The following is a 17,602-nucleotide window of genomic DNA, read 5'->3' as shown; positions in this document are numbered from 1 at the left end:
CATGAGCAATGCTGTTGAATTCGATAATATCGACGTGATCTTTGGTAACCGTCAGGCAGAATCCCTTAAACTGCTGGACGAGGGCAAAACCCGCGAAGAGATTGCGGCCGCCACCAATAATGTTCTTGGTGTTGCCGATGTCAGCTTCAACGTTCCGGAAGGCGAAATTTGTGTCCTGATGGGGCTTTCGGGGTCTGGCAAATCATCGCTTCTGCGTTGTGTAAACGGGCTTAATGCCGTATCGCGCGGATCGCTTCGTGTGCGTGCGGGTGATGACATGGTGGATGTCACGAGCTGTGATTCCGCAACACTTCGAAACCTGCGTCGTAAAAATGTCGCCATGGTCTTCCAGCAATTCGCGCTGTTTCCATGGCGCACGGTTGAAGACAATGTCGGCTTTGGCCTTGAACTGGGTGGCATGGGCCCGACCGAGCGCCGTGATATCGTGCGTGAAAAGCTTGCCCTTGTTGGTCTGGATCAATGGGCGACCAAATATGCCCATGAACTTTCCGGCGGCATGCAGCAACGCGTTGGACTGGCGCGCGCCTTTGCCACCGATGCGCCGATCCTTCTGATGGACGAACCGTTCTCGGCCCTTGATCCGCTGATCCGCAACCGGCTGCAGGACGAGTTGCTTGATCTTCAGGAAAAGCTCAACAAGACCATCCTGTTTGTCAGCCATGATCTTGATGAAGCCATGAAACTGGGCAATTCGATTGCCATCATGGAAGGTGGTTATGTTGTGCAGCATGGCACGCCCGAAGATATCGCGTTGCGTCCGGCAAACGACTATGTCGCTGACTTTGTCGCACATATGAACCCGGTCAATATCCTGCGCGGGCGTGCGATCATGCATCGCATCAGTCGCGACCAGAAAGCCGGTGCTGGCGAGCTTATGCTGGAAGATGCCAATATCCGCGTCACGCTTCAGGATGGCGTTGTGCGCTCTGCCAATAATGGCGAACGGGGCGAGCTTAAGCTGATCAATTATGACGGCACGCTGCCAAGTGAACTGGATGCAACCGACAATTCGATTGTGTTTGTCGCACAGGATGATGTGCTGCTTAAGGATCTGATTGATATGCGCTCTATCACCCAGAACCCGGTCATCCTGACCCGCGATGGGAAGGTTTCCGGCACCCTGGGCCGCAAGGAGTTCTTTGACAGCCTGACCCAGACTGCATCTGTCGCGGACTGATTATCGACGGTCACAAATCTTGATTAAAAGGGCGGCCTTCGTTGAGGCCGCCTTTTTTGTCTCACAAGACCGTCTGTTTTGCGTCGATCTGGTAACCGCGTTTTGATGAGAGGTAACCATGGCGCAGCTGAGCGACTTGCAATTAAGGGGGCTGGCATCTGCCGAACTTGGGGCGGGTGTTGAACTTGATCCGGGTTTTGTTGACCCCTACCCCGATGCCGCATGCTGGGGATGGGCATTGTGTGGCGGACCTAGTGTGCACGGCAACGCCGAACCCGCCGAGATTTTTGATCGCGCCATCGCACGCAACGCGGCGGGCATCATGACCGGCCTTCGCGATGGTTTCACCGACTGGGTCCATGTGGCTTTTAACGCCAATGCAGCGGCCAACAATCAGGCCGCTGTCATCGCAGAGAACTTCAACCGTGCGATCATAGAGTTGGATGAAAATGCCGAGCGCGCCTGTCGTCTGGCCTTTGCGAAGCTGTGCATGATTGTCAATGGCCTGACCCCTGCTGTGGCACCGACCAACTACAAGATCGTGATGGCCTCTGATCACTGGTATAGTTGGGAGCACTGGTCGCTGGGCTTGCGCAACGATATCGCCGCCCCGGAAAACCCGGAATGGCAGTATACCCAGCGCGATGCCGGCGTTAACCCGGTCAACACCCGATCAGACGAGGTCTGGGGCGATCACCCGATCCTGACGGAAATCTTTGTCACACAACTGCATGACGGGCATCTGACCTATTTGCAGCATGCAGAAGGCTGGCCAGCCGTCGCAGAACCCCCGGCAGGCGATCCGCCAACACCCCCACATTCCGGTCCGCAACCATCGCCGGCGGATCCCTCACCGCTGACCGTGTCGCCGACAGGCGGGAATGACAGCATCTCACCCGCAAGCGGTGCGGATACAACTGCCACGACTGGTGCGTCAACTGGCGAGGATCAGGTTACGTGACCTGACATTAGCAAAAGAGATGGTTATCCACCCGTTACCGGCGGAAACAGGGCGATTTCGGTAGCCTTGGTGACGTCGGTTTCGGGTGTCGCGTATTCCTGATCGACAGCGACACGAATGATTGCCGGGTCCGCCAACGCATTGGCGAAATTCTCGCCACGACCGGGCAGCCATGCCAACAGATCAGCAACCGTTTTTACGTTGTCGGGAAGATCAATTGGCTCTTCGGCCATTCCAATGCGGTCCTTGACCCACGAAAAATAGACAAGCTTCATCTTCGATCCTGACTGTAAACTGCAATTTCTCCGCATGCTCGCCCAGGAGCAGTGCAACACGCAAGCCCGAATGATGCGACCTGGGCTTTTGGACCCTAGGGGTAGATAAAATAACCTTCGGGCGCATTATCAAGCCGCGCAGTCAGGTTTTCGATAAAGAACCGTTCGGCACGACTGAGCGACATGCGCGGATTGGTCACAAGGTAAATATCAATCGCTGGCGGATCAACATAGGGCGGCAATCGCCAAAGCTGCCCGCGTTCAGTCGCGCTTTGCACAACATGGATCGGCAGCGGGCCGATACCCAGTCCGGCATTAATCAAACGCCGGACTTCTTCAAGATGCGGACTGACAGCAACGACTTTGCCCTTCATGCCTTCCTGCGCACGCAAAACCGCCACGGGTGCAAGTGCATCGCTTAGCTGGTCGGTTGCGAATGATACGAATGCTTCACTGCGCAAGTCGGCCAGTTTCAACCCCTCCTTGCCAAACAGATGATGGGTCGGACCGCAGAAGAAACCGAAATGTTCACGATACAATCGGCGATATTCCAGTCTGGGGTGACGTTCCTTGACCAGACAGATACCGAAACTGGCCTGCTGCGAAAGCACCTGATCAACAACATTGACCGAGGTCGCAACGTCGATTTCATAGGTCACTTCCGGGTGGGCGCGATTGAATTCGAACAGGGCATCATCAAGGGGCGGGAAGACGACGTGACTGGCAAGCCACATATGCAAATGCCCGGTCAACTGATTGCCGCTATCGGACATCACATCCGATAACCGCCGTATGGCGCCGCAAATCTCACGACATTCATGATAAAGCGCCAACCCCTGCTCGGTCACTTCAAACCGGCCACGTTCGCGGTCAATCAGACGTGCACCAATCTGATCTTCGAGCCGTTTCAGGGCATTGCTGACGCTGGGCTGGCGCAGCAAAAGCCGGTTTGCAGCCCCCGTTATGGAGCGTTCCTCGACAATAACGGTAAAGGTATGGAGCAGATTCCAGTCGAACTGCCGACGCATTAACTCGTTCATTCCACTCGCCTTTCCGTCCTTGTCGACGACGCACATAGTTATTGGCTATGAGATCTATTCTACTTATCTATTTGCGCTATATGCAAGTCTGGGTTGGAATAGCTCCAACAAATTTCTTCACGGCCAAATAACCGGGTGCGGCAATGACCGCAGATAATAACGGGAGGCAAAAATGGCCGCAGATATCGCCGGAGCCCGCAAGACTCCGTGGTTACTGCTATCACCGTCACTGGCGACGATCAGTCTTCTGCTGATTGTGCCAATGCTATTCATTGTCGTTTATTCTTTTTGGCTGCGCACGGCGACCGGCGCAGATCAGGTTGGTTTTTACCTGGATAACTGGATCGAAGTTCTGGGCGACCGGTTTTACCGTGACATCCTGTTCCAGACGCTTCTGATTGCCTTTTACACCACTGTGATCTGTGCACTGGTCGGCTATATCCCGGCCTATTTCGTCGCCAATACCCGCATGAACTCCAAGGCGTTTCTGTTGCTGTTGCTGATGCTGCCTTTCTGGATCAGTTACATCATCCGCACCATGTCGTGGATCAATATTCTGGGCACATCTGGCGCGCTTAATACGCTGCTGATGTCGATTGGCATTATCGATGACCCGATCCAGATGCTTTACAACCAGCAAACGGTTGTTCTGGGCCTTGTGCACTATCTGCTGCCCTTCATGATCCTCAATGTCTATGTCAGCCTTGATGGCATTGACAAAAACCTGACCGAAGCCGCCAAAAGCCTTGGCTGCACAGGTTTCCAGGCCTTTCGCGAAGTGACCTTGCCGCTATCGCTTCCCGGTCTGGCAGCGGGGTCGTTGCTGTGCTTTGTGTTGGCCGCTGGCACCTATATCACCCCGATTGTTCTTGGTGGTCCGCGCGATGCGATGTTTGCCAACCTTGTGTTTGAAGCCATCGTCACCCAGCTCAACTGGCCGCTTGGTTCGGCACTTTCGCTCGTCCTGCTGGCGCTTCTGGGCGCACTGGTCGTCATCTACACCCGCTATCTCGGCATCGATCAGATCGCCAAGAGTTTCAAGTAAGGGAGCAGCAAATGATGTCCGGTTGGTCCGTAATCCGAATTGCCACGATCCTTGTCTATCTGTTCCTGTTTGCGCCGGTTGCGGTTGTCATTCTGCTGGCGTTTAACGCCAACCAGTTCGGCAGCTTCCCGATCGAGGGCTTTTCACTCCGCTGGTTTGAGGCGCTTTGGAACAATGATGCCATTGTGCGGGCTTTCAAGACGTCGCTGTTACTCGGCCTGCTTACAGCCGCAATTTCCACGACGCTCGGAACCCTCGCTGCACTTGCCATGGTCAGATATGACTTCCCCGGGAAACGGACTATTTCAACCCTTTTGGTTGCCCCAATCCTGATCCCGGAAGTCGTTCTGGCTGTGGCGCTCCTGCTGTTTTTGCAGTACCTGTCGATGCCCAAAAGCTTTGGACTTCTTTTGATGGGCCATGTGGTCTTTACCCTGCCGTTTGTGGTGCTGGTGGTTCAGGCGCGGCTGGTGTCCATCCGCCGCGACGTCGAAGAAGCCGCCATGAGCCTTGGCGCGACACCTGTGCAGACCTTCTTTGAAGTGACCCTGCCCTTGATGCTGCCTGCCGTCATGGCCGGGATGCTGTTTGCCTTTACCATTTCATTTGATGACATCACCGGAACCCTGTTCTGGAAGCCGGGCGGTGTTGAAACCGTCCCGACCCAGATCTTTGCCATGCTGCGCAACTCGATCAGCCCGGAAATCAATGCGCTTGGTGCTGTGATGGTGATCTTCACCATTGCCCTGCCGCTTGTGGCGGCATCAATCGCGCGGGTCATGGCGATGCGCAAGGCCGGGACATCAAAGTAACTTTTTGTAAAACGCGGACAACCGCCAAAACCAAGAATAACAACACAGAAACAACGACCAACAACAAGACCGATCAACGGATATATCGTTTTATCAGGAGGCCTTAAATGGACGATACCAAACGTTATGAACGCCTACTCAATCGTTTCCGCGACGGTGACATCAGCCGCCGTACTTTTCTGACTGCACTGGGTGCAGCCGGTGTAACCGCCGGTATCACCGGTGGTCCGATGGGCATGCTGGCGCGCAAGGCGATGGCCGCAACGCCGGAACAGGTCCGCTTTGATGGCTGGGGCGGTGTTGTTTCCGAGGCATTCGAGAAATATGCCTTCGCGCCTTACACCAAGAAGACCGGCATCGAGGTTGTATCGGGCACCTTTGGCGGAGCGGATGAATATATTGCCCGCGTCAAGGCCAGCCAGCCGGGCGAATTCAACCTTGCCCACCTGTCAGGTGTGTTTGACTATGCGCGCTATCATGGTCTGGAACTGACGTCGGAACTCAATGAAGACAACATTCCGAACCTTAAAAACGTTATCCCAACCCTGATTGAGCCACTGCGCAAGATCACCGGCGGTACACTTTCGGCTGTTCCATATGATTACGGCACCACCGGCATTGCCTATAACCGCAAATATATCAGCGATGACGAAGCCAAGGCCAAGGGTGCCAAGCTGATGGTCGATGAAGCCTATAAAGGCAAGATCGGCGGCTGGGGTGAATGGAAAACCCGCATCTGGTACGGCGCGCTGCAGTCTGATCAGGACCCGAACAACATTCAGGACATTGAAGCCGTTTGGGACATGGTTCGTGCGCACCGTGACCTTGCGCTGAAATACTGGTCTTCGGGCGCGGAACTGATGAGCCTTCTGGCCGAAGAAGAAATCTATGTGACCGAAGGCTGGTCGGGCCGCATCAAGGCGCTGCAGGATCAGGGCCATGACATCGGATATCATGACCCGGCCGGTGGTCTTGGCTGGCAGGAATGCCTGTTTGTGCTGCGTGGCAGCCCGATGGCGGCCTGTGAAGAACTTCTGAACTTCATGCTGGAGCCGGAAGTGGCGATTGCCGTTGCCGAAGGTCAGAGCTATCCGCCGGCCCTTGATCCGCAGAAGATCGAACTGGGCGAGGTCATCCCGACCCTGCCGGCATTTGATCCGACCGGAACACTTTCGTCGCTTAGCTTCTTCGATCCGGCTTACTGGAATGAAAACGAAGCTGACTGGTCGAAAACCTTTTCTCGTGTACAGCGCGGCTACTAAGCCACGCCTGTTCGCCTGAAACTGTGTCCTGGCCGTGCGCAACTGGCCAGGACACCCTTGCCGCCTTTCGTCGGGTGCGGCGCAATTCAGACAGGGTATTTAACAATGGCAGACAGAGATAACGCTGTTGAACTGCAAAATGTCGTCAAACGGTTTGGTGAATTCACTGCCGTAAAACGCATTGACTTGACCGTCCCGGACAACAGCTTTGTAACTTTCCTGGGTCCGTCAGGTTGCGGCAAAACGACAACGCTGCGCATGATTGCAGGTCTGACCGATATCACCGAGGGTGACTTGATGATCCGGGGAAAACGGGTCAACAGCCTGCCGATCCACAAACGCAACCTTGGCCTTGTGTTTCAGAACTATGCCCTGTTCCCGCACAAGACGATCTTTGACAACATCGCCTTTGGCCTGAAATACCGCAAGGTGTCCAAAGCCGACATTGCCGCCAAGGTCAACAAGGCGCTTGATCTTGTGCAACTGCCCCATGTCGCAGACCGTTATCCCAATCAGCTTTCCGGTGGTCAGCAGCAGCGCATTGCGCTCGCGCGTGCGATTGTGATTGAGCCGGATGTGCTTCTGCTTGATGAACCGCTTTCGGCCCTTGATGCCAATCTGCGCGAAGAAATGCGTGTGGAACTGAAACGCATCCAGCGCGAGCTTGGCGTGGCCACGGTATTTGTCACCCATGACCAGTCCGAAGCCCTTGCCATGTCCGATAAGCTGGTTGTCATGAATAATGGCTTTGTTGAACAGGAAGGTGCCCCTGAAGAGGTTTATAACAATCCCGCTTCGGCGTTTGTTGCAGACTTCCTTGGACATTCCAATATCATTGCGGGCAACCTTGGCAGCCCGGATGCGGCATTCACCAATGTGAAGCTCGAAAGCGGTGAGACGTTGCTTACGACTGACGAACAGACGGTGAAAGCCAAGAATTCAAAAGATGTTCGGGCCGTTGTCCGGGCAGAAAAAATTGATCTATCGGAACAAAACAAGGCATCAGATGGTGTCATTGCCATCCCCGGCAAGGTCAAAACTGTTGACTATCTGGGCCAGCAGGCCCGTTACTTTGTCGAGGCCAATGGCCGCGACTGGCAGGTCATCAACCCGATTGATGCCCACCCCCATAAAGAGGGGGCGGATATATTCATGCATATCGCCGCCCGTAATTGTGTGTTGTTGCCCGGCCATCACGACTGAGTTCGAAGATGCTGCCGGTTCAGGAGAGCCACCAGAATGACGCATGATCCCAAAAGCTCCGTCGGTCACAACCGGGAGTCCCGTCTGTTTTATCAAAGCCGGTCCCGCCGCCCGCTGATCGAACGATCAGAAGGCGTTTACATGTGGGATGTCGATGGCAAACGTTATATCGATGCGTCGAGTGGTGCCATGGTCAGCAATGTCGGCCATAGCGACCCGCGCGTAATCGCCGCCATGACCAAGCAGCTTGAAAAGGCCAGCTTCGCATATCGCCTGCATTTCGAAAATGACGCGGCCGAAGACCTTGCCATCCGCCTTGCCGACCGTGCACCGGGCGATCTTGAACGCGTATTCTTTGTTTCTGGCGGGTCCGAGGCGGTTGAAAGCTGCATCAAGCTTGCCCGGCAATATGCACTGGCCAAAGGCCAGGCACAGCGCACAAAGATCATCTCACGTTTTCCGAGCTATCATGGTGCAACACTGGGTGCGCTTGCCATCACCGGCTATACGCCGATGCATGCGCCCTTTGCGCCAATGATGGTCGATCAGCCGAAAATTCCCGCACCGACATGCTATCTTGATCGTGATGACCTGAGCGATCATGAGCGCGGCATCAAATATGCCAACATGCTTGAAGCCGAAGTCATCAAACAGGGCCCGGAAACCGTTCTTGGTTTCATTATGGAACCTGTTGGCGGGGCAGCCACCGGCGCGCTTGTCGCCCCGGACAGTTACTATAGCCGTATTCGCGAGATTTGCGATCAGTACGGCATTCTTTTGATCTATGACGAGGTCATGACCGGTGCCGGTCGCACCGGCAAATACTTTGCCGCTGAACATTGGGGCATCACGCCCGATATCCTTGCTGTTTCAAAGGGCCTGGCGGCCGGTTACGCCCCCCTTGGTGCGATGATTGCACCTGATCGCATTGTTGGCCCGGTTCTTGACCATGGCGGGTTCATTCACGGCTATACCTATGCCGGGAACCCGTTGGCCTGTGCTGCGGGCAATGGCGTCCTTGATGTGATTGAACAGGACAATCTTCTTGAAAATGCGGCGACCAATGGCGCGGCACTCAAGGATGAGTTGACCAAACTTGCCGAAGACTTCCCGATGGTTGGCGATGTACGCGGCAAGGGATTGTTGCTGGCGATGGAGCTGGTCAAGGACCGCAACAGCATGGACCCGATTGAGCCCAAACATATGGCTGCAGCGCGACTGGTCGATATCGCCTATGAGATGGGCCTGATCATTTACTGGCGCCGCACGCGTGGCGGTTATCGCGGCGATCATGTCATGGTCTGCCCGCCAATGACCATCACCAAGGAACAGTTTGCAGACATTCTGGTGCCGCTGCGCAAGGCGCTGACCGAACTGCAAGACGAACTCGTAGTCGCAGGAGCCTTCGCATGAGCCGCAAAGTTATCATCACCTGTGCGATTACCGGATCGGTGCATACCCCGTCCATGAGCCCGCATTTGCCCGTAACGCCCGATGAGATCGCCCAGCAGGCAATTGATGCCGCCAATGCCGGGGCATCAATCCTGCATCTGCATGCGCGAGATCCCAAAACGGGGTATCCAAGCCCGGACCCGGACGTATTCATGCAGTTCCTGCCAAAGATCAAGGCGGCGACCAATGCGGTGATCAATATTTCAACCGGTGGCGGCATGAACATGAATGTTCGTGACCGCATCCGGGCGGCACGCGAAGCGGCACCGGAAATGGCATCACTGAACATGGGCACGATGAATTTCGGCCTGTTCCCGGCCCTTACCAGCCGCAATGAATGGAAACATGACTGGGAACCGGAATTCCTTGAAAGCAGCCGTGACTTTGTTTTCAAGAATACGTTTTCGGACATCGAAACCATTCTGGCCGATCTCGGTGATGCCAATGGTACGCGGTTCGAGTTTGAATGCTATGACGTCGGCCATCTATATACCCTGGCGCATTTCGTTGATCGTGGCCTGATCAAGGGACCGATTTTCATTCAGTTCGTGTTGGGTGTTCTTGGTGGAATCGGGGCGGATCCCGACAACCTGGCGCATCTGAAACGCACCGCAGACAAGCTGTTTGGCGATCAGTACCAGTTTTCTGTTCTGGGTGCTGGACGCCATCAGATGCCGCTTGGCAGCATGTCGGCTGCAATGGGCGGCAATGTGCGGGTCGGGCTTGAGGACAATCTGTATATCAAGAAGGGCGAACTTGCGCCGGACAACGCATCGCAAGTGCGCAAAATCCGCGAGGTGCTGGACGGGTTGTCGCTTGAAATCGCAACCCCGGACGAAGCGCGTGCAATTCTGGGCCTGAAAGGTGGCGACAAGGTCGCCTTCTAGGATCAGGATCAAACACCCAAACGACGACGCCACCACCGTTTGACCACATGACGTGAAAGGCGGCAGCGATGATGCATGCCTATTTCTCAGACGATCAGTTACGCCATCACGGCAAGACATTCATTGTCGCAGGCGAGAAAAAACCGATCCCCGAAGTCCCCGAACGCGCGGAAATCCTGCGCGGTGCGGTTGCGCGTCTGGGTCTTGATCTTCATGACCCCAATGATGCCGGACTGGCCCCGATTGCCGCCATTCACGATGCGCAATATCTGAACTTCCTGCAGACCATTCACGATGAGTGGCAGGATGTCGGGGGTGCAGAACAAGTCATTCCAAACATCCACCCGTTTGATCGCAACGGCCCCTACCCGCGTCATCCTGCGGGCAAGGCGGGCTTTCATCTTGGCGATACGTCCTGCCCGGTCTCAATCACCACATGGCATTCGGCCTATGCCAGTGCGCAAACCGCAATTGCGGCTGCACGCCATGTCCGTGATCGGGGTGCGAATACCGCCTATGCCCTGTGCCGCCCGCCCGGCCATCATGCCAGTGGCAATATTGCCGGTGGATTTTGCTACCTGAACAATAGTGCGATTGCCGCCGAGGAGCTCCGCTGCAAATATGACCGCGTGGCAATTCTTGACGTCGATCTGCATCACGGCAACGGGACCCAGCATATTTTCTATGACCGGTCTGATGTCATGACCCTGTCGATCCATGCTGATCCGATGGATTTTTATCCGTTTTACTGGGGGCATGCCGAGGAATGCGGCGAGAAGGACGGGCTTGGTTTCAACCACAATCAGGCCCTGCCCCTTGGCAGCGGTGATGATGTATTCCTTGATGCCCTTGATCGGTCACTGGCTAAGATCGATGATTTCGGTGCTGATGCGGTTGTCATTGCGCTTGGCCTTGATGCATCACGCGATGATCCGTTTGGCGGACTGACGGTCAGTCCAGATGGTTTTGCCCGGATCGGCGAAAAGACTGGCACCCTCTCCTGCCCGACCGTTCTGGTACAGGAAGGTGGTTATGTTAGTGAAACACTTGCAGAAAACCTTTATCAATTCATCAGCGGCTTTGGCGCGACCACCAAGACCCACACGATTTAAGAAGGCCCCACATGACCCATTCGGACATCCTGATCATCGGCGGCGGCATCGCCGGAATGTCAGCAGCATTCTTTTTGGCAAAGGCGGGTAAATCCGTCACGGTACTCGAACGCGAAGACCAGCCGGGCTATCACAGCACTGGCCGGTCAGCCGCGCTTTATAGCGAGACCTATGGCCCGAAAATCATCCGCAAGATGTCAACTGCCAGCCGGTCTTTCTTCATGACCCCACCAGACGGGTTTAGCGAAAACCCGATCCTGACCCCGCGCGGCATCATCATGACAGCAGCCCCGGGCGAAGAAGCCGAACTGGATGCCATCCTGACCGAAGGGCGCGCCAATGGCGCAAACTTTGTTGAACTGACGCCCGATGAACTCAAGGAAATCATCCCGGTTATCCATACCGAGCATGTCGCCAAGGCCGCCTATGAAACGGACGCCATGGACATTGATGTGCATGCGCTTCACTGGGGCTTTATCCGCCAGTTCAAGGCGCTTGGCGGTTCGGTTGTCACCAAGGCCGATGTCAGCACGATTGGCAAGGCAGACGGCAAATGGCAGATCACGCTCGCCAAGGGTGATGTTTTTACCGGCGATATCGTGGTTAATGCGGCTGGCGCCTGGGCTGATGAGATCGCCACCAAGGCCGGGATCAAACCGCTTGGCATCGTACCAAAACGCCGCACGGCGGTGATGGTGGATGTACCGGACGATGTGAAACCGCATGGCTGGCCGCTGGTCGCAAGCCTCGACGAGACGCTATATTTCAAGGAAGATGCCGGCCGTTTGCTGGTGTCGCCGGCCGACACCACCCCGACCGAGCCGCATGACGTGCAGCCCGAAGAACTTGATATCGCGATCACCATAGATCGCCTGATGACGGCGACCAGCATCGAGGTCCGCCGCCCGGGTGAAAGCTGGGCCGGATTGCGCAGCTTCTTTGCCGATGGTGATCCGGTATCAGGCTTTGATCCGGCAGATGACAGTTTCTATTGGCTGGCCGGTCAAGGCGGTTATGGCATCCAGACCGCACCGGCCATGGGTGAATATGCCGCAAGTATCATCACCGGAAACGGAGTTCCGGCGCAGATGGAAAAACTTGGCATTACCAAAGATGCCCTGTCGGCAACCCGTCCCACCCTTGTTAGCGGCAAGTAATTTTCGGCCTTGACCGATCAGGAGAAAGACCAATGAGCCAGTTTGACCGTGCAGCGCAATTTGATCGTGCAGCCCTGCGCGATGCTGTTTCAAAGCGCACCCAAAGCGCGATTGATGATTTATGTGCGCTGGTGCGTCATGAAAGCCTGCTTGGCAATGAAGCATCTGCGCAAGGTTGGATTTCTGACAAGTTTGCGGCAATGGGGCTGGATGTCGAACGCGTCAAGATTGATATCAGCGCCTTACGCGATCAGCCGGGCTTTTCGCCGCCCGTGATTGATGATTATGACGGGCGTGAAAACGTTGTTGGCCTGCATCGTCCGAAAAACCCGACCGGGAAAAGCCTTATCCTGAATGGTCATATGGATGTCGTGCCGACCGGCCCGGCCGAACAATGGCGCCATGGCCCCTTCACGCCGCATGTCGAGGATGACTGGATTTACGGCCGCGGCGCTGGCGACATGAAGGCCGGGATCATTGCCTATTGCCAGGCGCTTCAGGCGCTGCACGATATCGGGCTTGAACCGGCTGCACCGGTCGCACTGCAATCGGTGATCGAGGAAGAATGCACCGGCAACGGCGCGCTGGCCTGCCTGCATGCAGGATACAAGGCCGATTGTGCCATCATTCCCGAACCGTTTAACCAGACCCTGATGACCGCCCAACTTGGTGTCATGTGGTTCCAGATCCATGTTTCAGGCAGTCCGGCACATGTTCTCGATACCTCGGCGGGCAGCAACGCGATTGAATCTGCCTTTGGTTTCTTTGAAACCCTGAAGGAAGTCGAGGAAATCTGGAACCATCCGACCCATCGTCACGCAGCGTTTGGTGCGCATGTCCATCCGGTAAACTTCAATCTGGGCAAGATTGAAGGCGGCGAATGGGCATCCACCGTGCCGCCGGTGTGCACGGCGGATATCCGGGTTGGTTTCTATCCGGGTATGGAACTTGAAAAGGTCCGCGAGACCATTGAGGCCGTGAAGCAAAGCGCGCTTGATAACCACCCCGCCTGCAAGGGGGCCAAGATCGAGATCACCTATCGCGGTTTTCAGGCCGAAGGCTGCGAGATGGATATCAATCACCCGATGATGTCCATGATTGGCGATATTCATCAGGAAGTGACGGGCAAGGAGATCAAAAACCTTGCCTCGACCGCGACCACTGATGCGCGCTTCTTCCAGATTTATGGCAACATCCCGGCAACCTGTTACGGCCCGAAGGCCGAACGCATTCATGGTATTGATGAACGGGTTTCTATCGCATCGATGATGGAAGTAACCGAGGTGCTTGCCCTGTTCATCGCCGACTGGTGCGGCGTGCAAAAGCGTGCTACCTAACACCAAATTCTCTTTCGAATAATATATCCAATGCTTGTATCAAGGAGCGTTTCATGAGCATCCAGCGTCTTCACACCGGCCCGCGTATGAGCCAGGCCGTTGTCCATGGCAACACCATTTATCTGGCCGGTCAGGTTGGTAACCCTGACAGCGACATCACCAACCAGACCAAGGAATGCCTTGAAAAGGTTGATAGCCTTCTGGCCGAATGCGGCTCCAGCAAGGAACACATCCTGTCGACCACCATCTGGCTTGCCGACATGAAAGACTTTGCAGCAATGAATGCCGTTTGGGACGCATGGGTCCCGCAGGGTCACACCCCGGGTCGTGCCTGCGGCGAAGCAAAGCTTGCCACCCCGGATTATCTGGTTGAGTTCATCGTGATCGCAGCCAAGCCCTAATTCAGGCACTACAGACAAAATCAAGGCGCCCTGCCTGCAAGACGCAGCCGGGCGCTTTTATGTCCAGGTTATTCCAGTTGCGTTAGTCACCTTGATCCACTTCCTGCGTGACGATCACAGCGGATGCCTCCAACGTTTTGTGGACCGGGCATTTATCCGCAATTTCAAGCAGCCGATTGCGGGTGTCTTCATCAAGTTTCCCGCTCAACGCAATACGGCGTTCAAATCGGTCCACCTTGCCGCCCTTCTGCACCTTGCTTTCTGCACAATCAGCACAATCATCAGCATGAACTTTTTCATGCAGGACTTCGGCCCGAATACCATCAAGGGTAATGCCCTTGTGATCGGCATACATCCGGATCGTCATCACCGTGCAACTGCCAAGGGCTGCGGACAAATAATCATAGGGTGACGGACCTGTATCCAACCCGCCGACTTTTTCGGGCTCATCCGCCAGCAAGCGATGGCGACCAGCCAAGACCATGGACTGGAATTTGCAAAGGCCGGTTTCGCGCACAATCACGCCTTCGCTGATTTCGGGTTCAGTTTTGCCATCCTTAGGCAGGTACTTTTTCGCCCATGCGGCAATCACAGATGCCGCGTAGCTCGCATCATCAGGATCGCGCAGCAAATGATCCGCCTGATCAAGTGATACAAAGCTTTTGGGATGTTTGGCCGCATCAAAAATCTTGCCGGCATTTTCAATACCGACCGTCTGATCCAGGGGTGCATGAAGCACCAGAAGCGCCTTTTTCATCTGCCCGACCTGAGATGGCAGGTCATACTCGCCAAGGTCATCGACAAACTGTTTGCGGATCACAAAAGGACGCCCGCCAAGGCACACCTCGGCCTCACCCTTGTCGCGGATATCGCCAAGATGATCAGCAAAGTTATGCGTGACATGTGTGACATCCGACGGTGCGCCAATCGTTGCGACTGCTGTTGCCTCCTTGATGCGATCTGCGACCGCCAGCACCGCCGCCCCGCCCAGGGAATGCCCAATCAGAAGTTTTGGCGCTTCGAATTCATCGCGCAGGAAGTCTGCCGCCCGTTCAAGATCATCAAGGTTTGATGTGAAGTTGGTCGAGGCAAAATCACCGCCCGATCCGCCCAAACCGGTAAAATCAAAGCGCAGCACACCAATCCCCTCAATCGTCAGGGCCTCGGCAATCTTGCGGGCTGCAATCAGATCCTTGGTGCAGGTAAAACAATGCGCAAACAGCGCATAGGCCTTGACCGGACCGGTTGGCAGATCAAGTCGTGCTGCCAGTTCGGCGCCATGGGCCCCTTCAAATGTCAGCTTTATCGGTTTTCCGGGCATCTTAATCCTCCTGACCTTTGCGGGGTAAAATCATACTGCTATTTCAAATGACTGCCGATAGGATCACACGCAGGGTTGCAGATTAACACGGACAGTTCAGTGATGATTGTTCAAACCGAACGCACAATTTTGCGAGAAGCCAGTCACGATGATGCATCATTCATTCTTCGACTGGTGAACGAACCCGGCTGGCTTCGGTTTATCGGAGATCGCGGCATTCATGATGTTGAGGCGGCGCGCGATTTTATTGACCTGCGCTGGCGCGAAATTCATCCGAAACTGGGGTTTGGGCTTTGTATCGCTGAAGAAACATCGACCCACACCCCGATCGGACTGATCGGGTTTGTGCAACGTAACAGTCTTGATGCCCCTGATATCGGTTATGCCGTGAGCGCACCCTATCAGGGCAAGGGATATGCCTATGAAGTCTGTCGCGCGCTGATTGACCATGGCTGGAATAACCTTGGTTACGAAAAAATCTATGGCTACTGCCAGCCCGACAATACGGCATCCATCAGGTTACTTGAAAAGCTTGGGCTGCGTTATCTTCGCGATCAGGATGTCAATAACAATGGTGACGTCTGCAAGCTATATGGCGCAAAACGACCGATACGTTGAAATAGCAAACCCCGCAATGTGATTGCGGGGTTTGAACGTTACTTACGACGAATGCCGATCTTGCGTCCGACCCCGGATGGGGTCGGCAGCCCCGCATGGGCTTCCTTGATCCTGTTTAGCGTTTCCATGATGTCATCGGGGAACGGGGCCGAACGCCGTTCCTTCATGTTGATATGCATGGTGATGATTTCATTGGTCGCGGCCAGCCAGCCCTCGGAGCCATGGCGCATTTCATGATACATATGAATGCGTTTCTGATCGCAATCCAGAACACGGGTATGGATCACGTATGGATCATCCTTGTGGATCTCGCGATCATAGGTCACATGCATTTCAAGGCCAAAGGTCGATCCACCGCGCCGTTCGGGATAGGTGTATCCCATCCCCACCGCGTCAAGAAACGCCATAGATCCCAGATCAAACGCGACCACGTAATAGCCAACATTCATATGGCCATTGAAATCAATCCATTCGGGTTTGATATGCCCGCGAAAGGCTTCAAGCGGTTCGGGCGCAAACAGATCGGTGCTGATCATTTTTCCACGGCCTTTACAACCGCGACCGCTGCGACGAAATCTTCAAGCGAATGACCAACCGATTTGAAGACCGTGCATTCCGTATCAGATTCACGGCCCTTGACCTGCCCGCGGGTCAGGCCGAACAGATCGCCGACAATATCTGATTTGGCAATCGCACCGCTGTCGATGGCCTGAACAACATCGCCGCCTTCGGCACTCGCCCCCTCGAAACTGTCGACATAGATGCGGCACTTCTGCATGACGGCATCATCGGTTTCGCGCATGGTTGGCTTGAACGCGCCGACCAGATCAACGTGCGTTCCTTCGCGTAGCCAGTCGCCATGTACCAATGGTTCGGTCGACAGGGTTGCGCACGAAATCAGGTCAGCGGATTTGCACGCCCCTTCGAGGTCATCCGTGCCCTTGACGTTAAAGCCCAATTCGGAAATCTCGGTCGCCAGTTTTGCCGCCTTTTCGGGATTGCGGTTCCAGATGGTGACATTCTTGATCGGGCGGACCGATGCATGTGCCTTGATCAATTGTGGGGCCATCGCACCCGACCCGACCATGACCATGTCGCTGGTGTCCTTGCGCGCCAGATAGTCACATGCCAATGCGGATGCCGCAGCTGTGCGGCGTGTGGTCAGTTTTGTGCCATCAATAACCGCGGATGGCTGACCTGTGACGGCATCTAGCAAAACATAGGTGCCGGAAACAGCCGGAAGATTGCGTGCCGAATTGCCCGGAACGACGGCGGCGATTTTCACACCGGCCGCGCCATCCTTTTGCCAGGCTGGCATGATGAGGAAGGTTGCGTCATCCTCATTGCTGCGTTCCATATTGAAATGACTGCGCAGTGGTGCTTCGCAGCCTTGTTCGAACCCGTCGCGAAGGGCTTCGACCAAATCACGGGGCGAGACAAATTTTTCGATATCTTCGGCAGTAATGAAACGCATGAGCCTTCCTGTAGAACTGTTTTTCATTTCAGTGCGGTAGCAGGCAT

General features: G+C 55.2%; 18 protein-coding genes. 13 read left to right on the top strand and 5 right to left on the bottom strand.

The window, feature by feature from the left end; genetic code table 11:
- The first annotated feature begins 1 nt into the window (after position 1).
- Entirely contained in the window at positions 2-1,198 is a 1,197-nt protein-coding gene (choV, locus tag AUQ43_RS03360; protein WP_062954464.1) for a choline ABC transporter ATP-binding protein, read from the top strand.
- Positions 1,199-1,316: 118 nt separating this feature from the next.
- Entirely contained in the window at positions 1,317-2,159 is an 843-nt protein-coding gene (locus tag AUQ43_RS03355; protein WP_062954461.1) for a hypothetical protein, read from the top strand.
- 23 nt (positions 2,160-2,182) lie between these two features.
- Here the strand turns inward: AUQ43_RS03355 and moaD are convergent, their stop codons facing one another.
- Both moaD and AUQ43_RS03345 read right to left on the bottom strand, forming a co-directional pair.
- Positions 2,183-2,434, bottom strand: coding sequence for a molybdopterin converting factor subunit 1 (moaD, locus tag AUQ43_RS03350; RefSeq protein ID WP_062954458.1), 252 nt, complete (start codon positions 2,432-2,434; stop codon positions 2,183-2,185).
- A 95-nt stretch (positions 2,435-2,529) separates the two neighbouring features.
- Positions 2,530-3,474: a LysR family transcriptional regulator gene (locus tag AUQ43_RS03345; protein ID WP_232310572.1), complete on the bottom strand. Its 945-nt coding sequence runs from the start codon at positions 3,472-3,474 to the stop codon at positions 2,530-2,532.
- Positions 3,475-3,646: 172 nt separating this feature from the next.
- Between AUQ43_RS03345 and AUQ43_RS03340 the strand changes: the two genes are divergently transcribed.
- The 10 genes from AUQ43_RS03340 to AUQ43_RS03295 all read left to right on the top strand — a co-directional run bounded on the left by AUQ43_RS03340 (position 3,647) and on the right by AUQ43_RS03295 (position 14,142).
- The gene (locus AUQ43_RS03340; RefSeq protein ID WP_062954456.1) at positions 3,647-4,519 is read left to right on the top strand and encodes an ABC transporter permease; all 873 of its coding nucleotides are present in this window, start codon (positions 3,647-3,649) and stop codon (positions 4,517-4,519) included.
- 11 nt (positions 4,520-4,530) lie between these two features.
- Positions 4,531-5,331: an ABC transporter permease gene (locus tag AUQ43_RS03335; RefSeq protein WP_084271974.1), complete on the top strand. Its 801-nt coding sequence runs from the start codon at positions 4,531-4,533 to the stop codon at positions 5,329-5,331.
- A gap of 107 nt (positions 5,332-5,438) precedes the next feature.
- A complete protein-coding gene (locus AUQ43_RS03330; RefSeq protein WP_062954453.1) occupies positions 5,439-6,593 on the top strand; it encodes an extracellular solute-binding protein in 1,155 nt (384 codons plus the stop codon).
- Between the two features lie 105 nt (positions 6,594-6,698).
- Positions 6,699-7,796: an ABC transporter ATP-binding protein gene (locus tag AUQ43_RS03325; protein WP_062954451.1), complete on the top strand. Its 1,098-nt coding sequence runs from the start codon at positions 6,699-6,701 to the stop codon at positions 7,794-7,796.
- A 36-nt stretch (positions 7,797-7,832) separates the two neighbouring features.
- Complete coding sequence (locus AUQ43_RS03320) at positions 7,833-9,209, top strand: aspartate aminotransferase family protein (protein WP_062954448.1); 1,377 nt, start codon at positions 7,833-7,835, stop codon at positions 9,207-9,209.
- Positions 9,206-10,135 (top strand): 3-keto-5-aminohexanoate cleavage protein, encoded by a 930-nt coding sequence (locus AUQ43_RS03315; protein ID WP_062954446.1) that lies wholly within the window; start codon positions 9,206-9,208, stop codon positions 10,133-10,135. The genes AUQ43_RS03320 and AUQ43_RS03315 overlap by 4 nt, the downstream gene beginning before the upstream one ends.
- Before the next feature lie 68 nt (positions 10,136-10,203).
- Positions 10,204-11,247, top strand: a complete 1,044-nt coding sequence (locus AUQ43_RS03310; protein WP_114129925.1) for a histone deacetylase family protein — start codon at positions 10,204-10,206, stop codon at positions 11,245-11,247.
- 11 nt (positions 11,248-11,258) lie between these two features.
- Positions 11,259-12,404: an FAD-binding oxidoreductase gene (locus AUQ43_RS03305; protein ID WP_062954440.1), complete on the top strand. Its 1,146-nt coding sequence runs from the start codon at positions 11,259-11,261 to the stop codon at positions 12,402-12,404.
- Positions 12,405-12,436: 32 nt separating this feature from the next.
- The gene (locus AUQ43_RS03300) at positions 12,437-13,741 is read left to right on the top strand and encodes an ArgE/DapE family deacylase (RefSeq protein ID WP_062954438.1); all 1,305 of its coding nucleotides are present in this window, start codon (positions 12,437-12,439) and stop codon (positions 13,739-13,741) included.
- Between the two features lie 53 nt (positions 13,742-13,794).
- Positions 13,795-14,142: a RidA family protein gene (locus AUQ43_RS03295; RefSeq protein WP_062954429.1), complete on the top strand. Its 348-nt coding sequence runs from the start codon at positions 13,795-13,797 to the stop codon at positions 14,140-14,142.
- An 82-nt stretch (positions 14,143-14,224) separates the two neighbouring features.
- On the opposite strand, the gene AUQ43_RS03290 is transcribed toward AUQ43_RS03295, so the two are convergent.
- Positions 14,225-15,463, bottom strand: coding sequence for a bifunctional alpha/beta hydrolase/OsmC family protein (locus AUQ43_RS03290; RefSeq protein ID WP_062954426.1), 1,239 nt, complete (start codon positions 15,461-15,463; stop codon positions 14,225-14,227).
- A 102-nt stretch (positions 15,464-15,565) separates the two neighbouring features.
- On the opposite strand from AUQ43_RS03290, the gene AUQ43_RS03285 reads away from it, so the two are divergent.
- The gene (locus tag AUQ43_RS03285; RefSeq protein ID WP_062954424.1) at positions 15,566-16,081 is read left to right on the top strand and encodes a GNAT family N-acetyltransferase; all 516 of its coding nucleotides are present in this window, start codon (positions 15,566-15,568) and stop codon (positions 16,079-16,081) included.
- A 38-nt stretch (positions 16,082-16,119) separates the two neighbouring features.
- Here AUQ43_RS03285 and AUQ43_RS03280 read toward each other — a convergent pair whose 3' ends face one another.
- Both AUQ43_RS03280 and AUQ43_RS03275 read right to left on the bottom strand, forming a co-directional pair.
- Positions 16,120-16,617 carry a thioesterase family protein gene (locus tag AUQ43_RS03280; protein WP_062954419.1) on the bottom strand — a complete coding sequence of 166 codons (498 nt, stop codon included), beginning with the start codon at positions 16,615-16,617 and terminating at the stop codon, positions 16,120-16,122.
- Entirely contained in the window at positions 16,614-17,555 is a 942-nt protein-coding gene (locus AUQ43_RS03275) for an ornithine cyclodeaminase family protein (protein ID WP_062954401.1), read from the bottom strand. Before AUQ43_RS03275 ends, AUQ43_RS03280 begins: the two co-directional genes overlap by 4 nt.
- Positions 17,556-17,602: the final 47 nt, after the last annotated feature.

The sequence above is a fragment of the Thalassospira sp. MCCC 1A01148 genome (genome assembly GCF_001613795.1).
In the GTDB taxonomy this organism is placed as follows: domain Bacteria; phylum Pseudomonadota; class Alphaproteobacteria; order Rhodospirillales; family Thalassospiraceae; genus Thalassospira.
The sequence above is the reverse complement of the archived record's forward strand: the minus strand, read 5'-3'. Positions and strand labels throughout refer to the sequence as shown.

Excerpts from the sequence above, each read along its gene's own strand:
- AUQ43_RS03295 (WP_062954429.1), top strand. The coding sequence starts at position 13,795 with ATGAGCATCCAGCGTCTTCACACCGGCCCGCGTATGAGCCAGGCCGTT.
- AUQ43_RS03335 (WP_084271974.1), top strand. The coding sequence starts at position 4,531 with ATGATGTCCGGTTGGTCCGTAATCCGAATTGCCACGATCCTTGTCTAT.
- AUQ43_RS03290 (WP_062954426.1), bottom strand. The coding sequence starts at position 15,463 with ATGCCCGGAAAACCGATAAAGCTGACATTTGAAGGGGCCCATGGCGCC.
- AUQ43_RS03310 (WP_114129925.1), top strand. The coding sequence starts at position 10,204 with ATGATGCATGCCTATTTCTCAGACGATCAGTTACGCCATCACGGCAAG.
- AUQ43_RS03320 (WP_062954448.1), top strand. The coding sequence starts at position 7,833 with ATGACGCATGATCCCAAAAGCTCCGTCGGTCACAACCGGGAGTCCCGT.
- AUQ43_RS03355 (WP_062954461.1), top strand. The coding sequence starts at position 1,317 with ATGGCGCAGCTGAGCGACTTGCAATTAAGGGGGCTGGCATCTGCCGAA.
- AUQ43_RS03285 (WP_062954424.1), top strand. The coding sequence starts at position 15,566 with ATGATTGTTCAAACCGAACGCACAATTTTGCGAGAAGCCAGTCACGAT.
- AUQ43_RS03315 (WP_062954446.1), top strand. The coding sequence starts at position 9,206 with ATGAGCCGCAAAGTTATCATCACCTGTGCGATTACCGGATCGGTGCAT.
- AUQ43_RS03280 (WP_062954419.1), bottom strand. The coding sequence starts at position 16,617 with ATGATCAGCACCGATCTGTTTGCGCCCGAACCGCTTGAAGCCTTTCGC.
- AUQ43_RS03345 (WP_232310572.1), bottom strand. The coding sequence starts at position 3,474 with ATGAACGAGTTAATGCGTCGGCAGTTCGACTGGAATCTGCTCCATACC.
- AUQ43_RS03300 (WP_062954438.1), top strand. The coding sequence starts at position 12,437 with ATGAGCCAGTTTGACCGTGCAGCGCAATTTGATCGTGCAGCCCTGCGC.
- AUQ43_RS03305 (WP_062954440.1), top strand. The coding sequence starts at position 11,259 with ATGACCCATTCGGACATCCTGATCATCGGCGGCGGCATCGCCGGAATG.
- AUQ43_RS03340 (WP_062954456.1), top strand. The coding sequence starts at position 3,647 with ATGGCCGCAGATATCGCCGGAGCCCGCAAGACTCCGTGGTTACTGCTA.
- AUQ43_RS03275 (WP_062954401.1), bottom strand. The coding sequence starts at position 17,555 with ATGCGTTTCATTACTGCCGAAGATATCGAAAAATTTGTCTCGCCCCGT.
- AUQ43_RS03325 (WP_062954451.1), top strand. The coding sequence starts at position 6,699 with ATGGCAGACAGAGATAACGCTGTTGAACTGCAAAATGTCGTCAAACGG.
- choV (WP_062954464.1), top strand. The coding sequence starts at position 2 with ATGAGCAATGCTGTTGAATTCGATAATATCGACGTGATCTTTGGTAAC.
- AUQ43_RS03330 (WP_062954453.1), top strand. The coding sequence starts at position 5,439 with ATGGACGATACCAAACGTTATGAACGCCTACTCAATCGTTTCCGCGAC.
- moaD (WP_062954458.1), bottom strand. The coding sequence starts at position 2,434 with ATGAAGCTTGTCTATTTTTCGTGGGTCAAGGACCGCATTGGAATGGCC.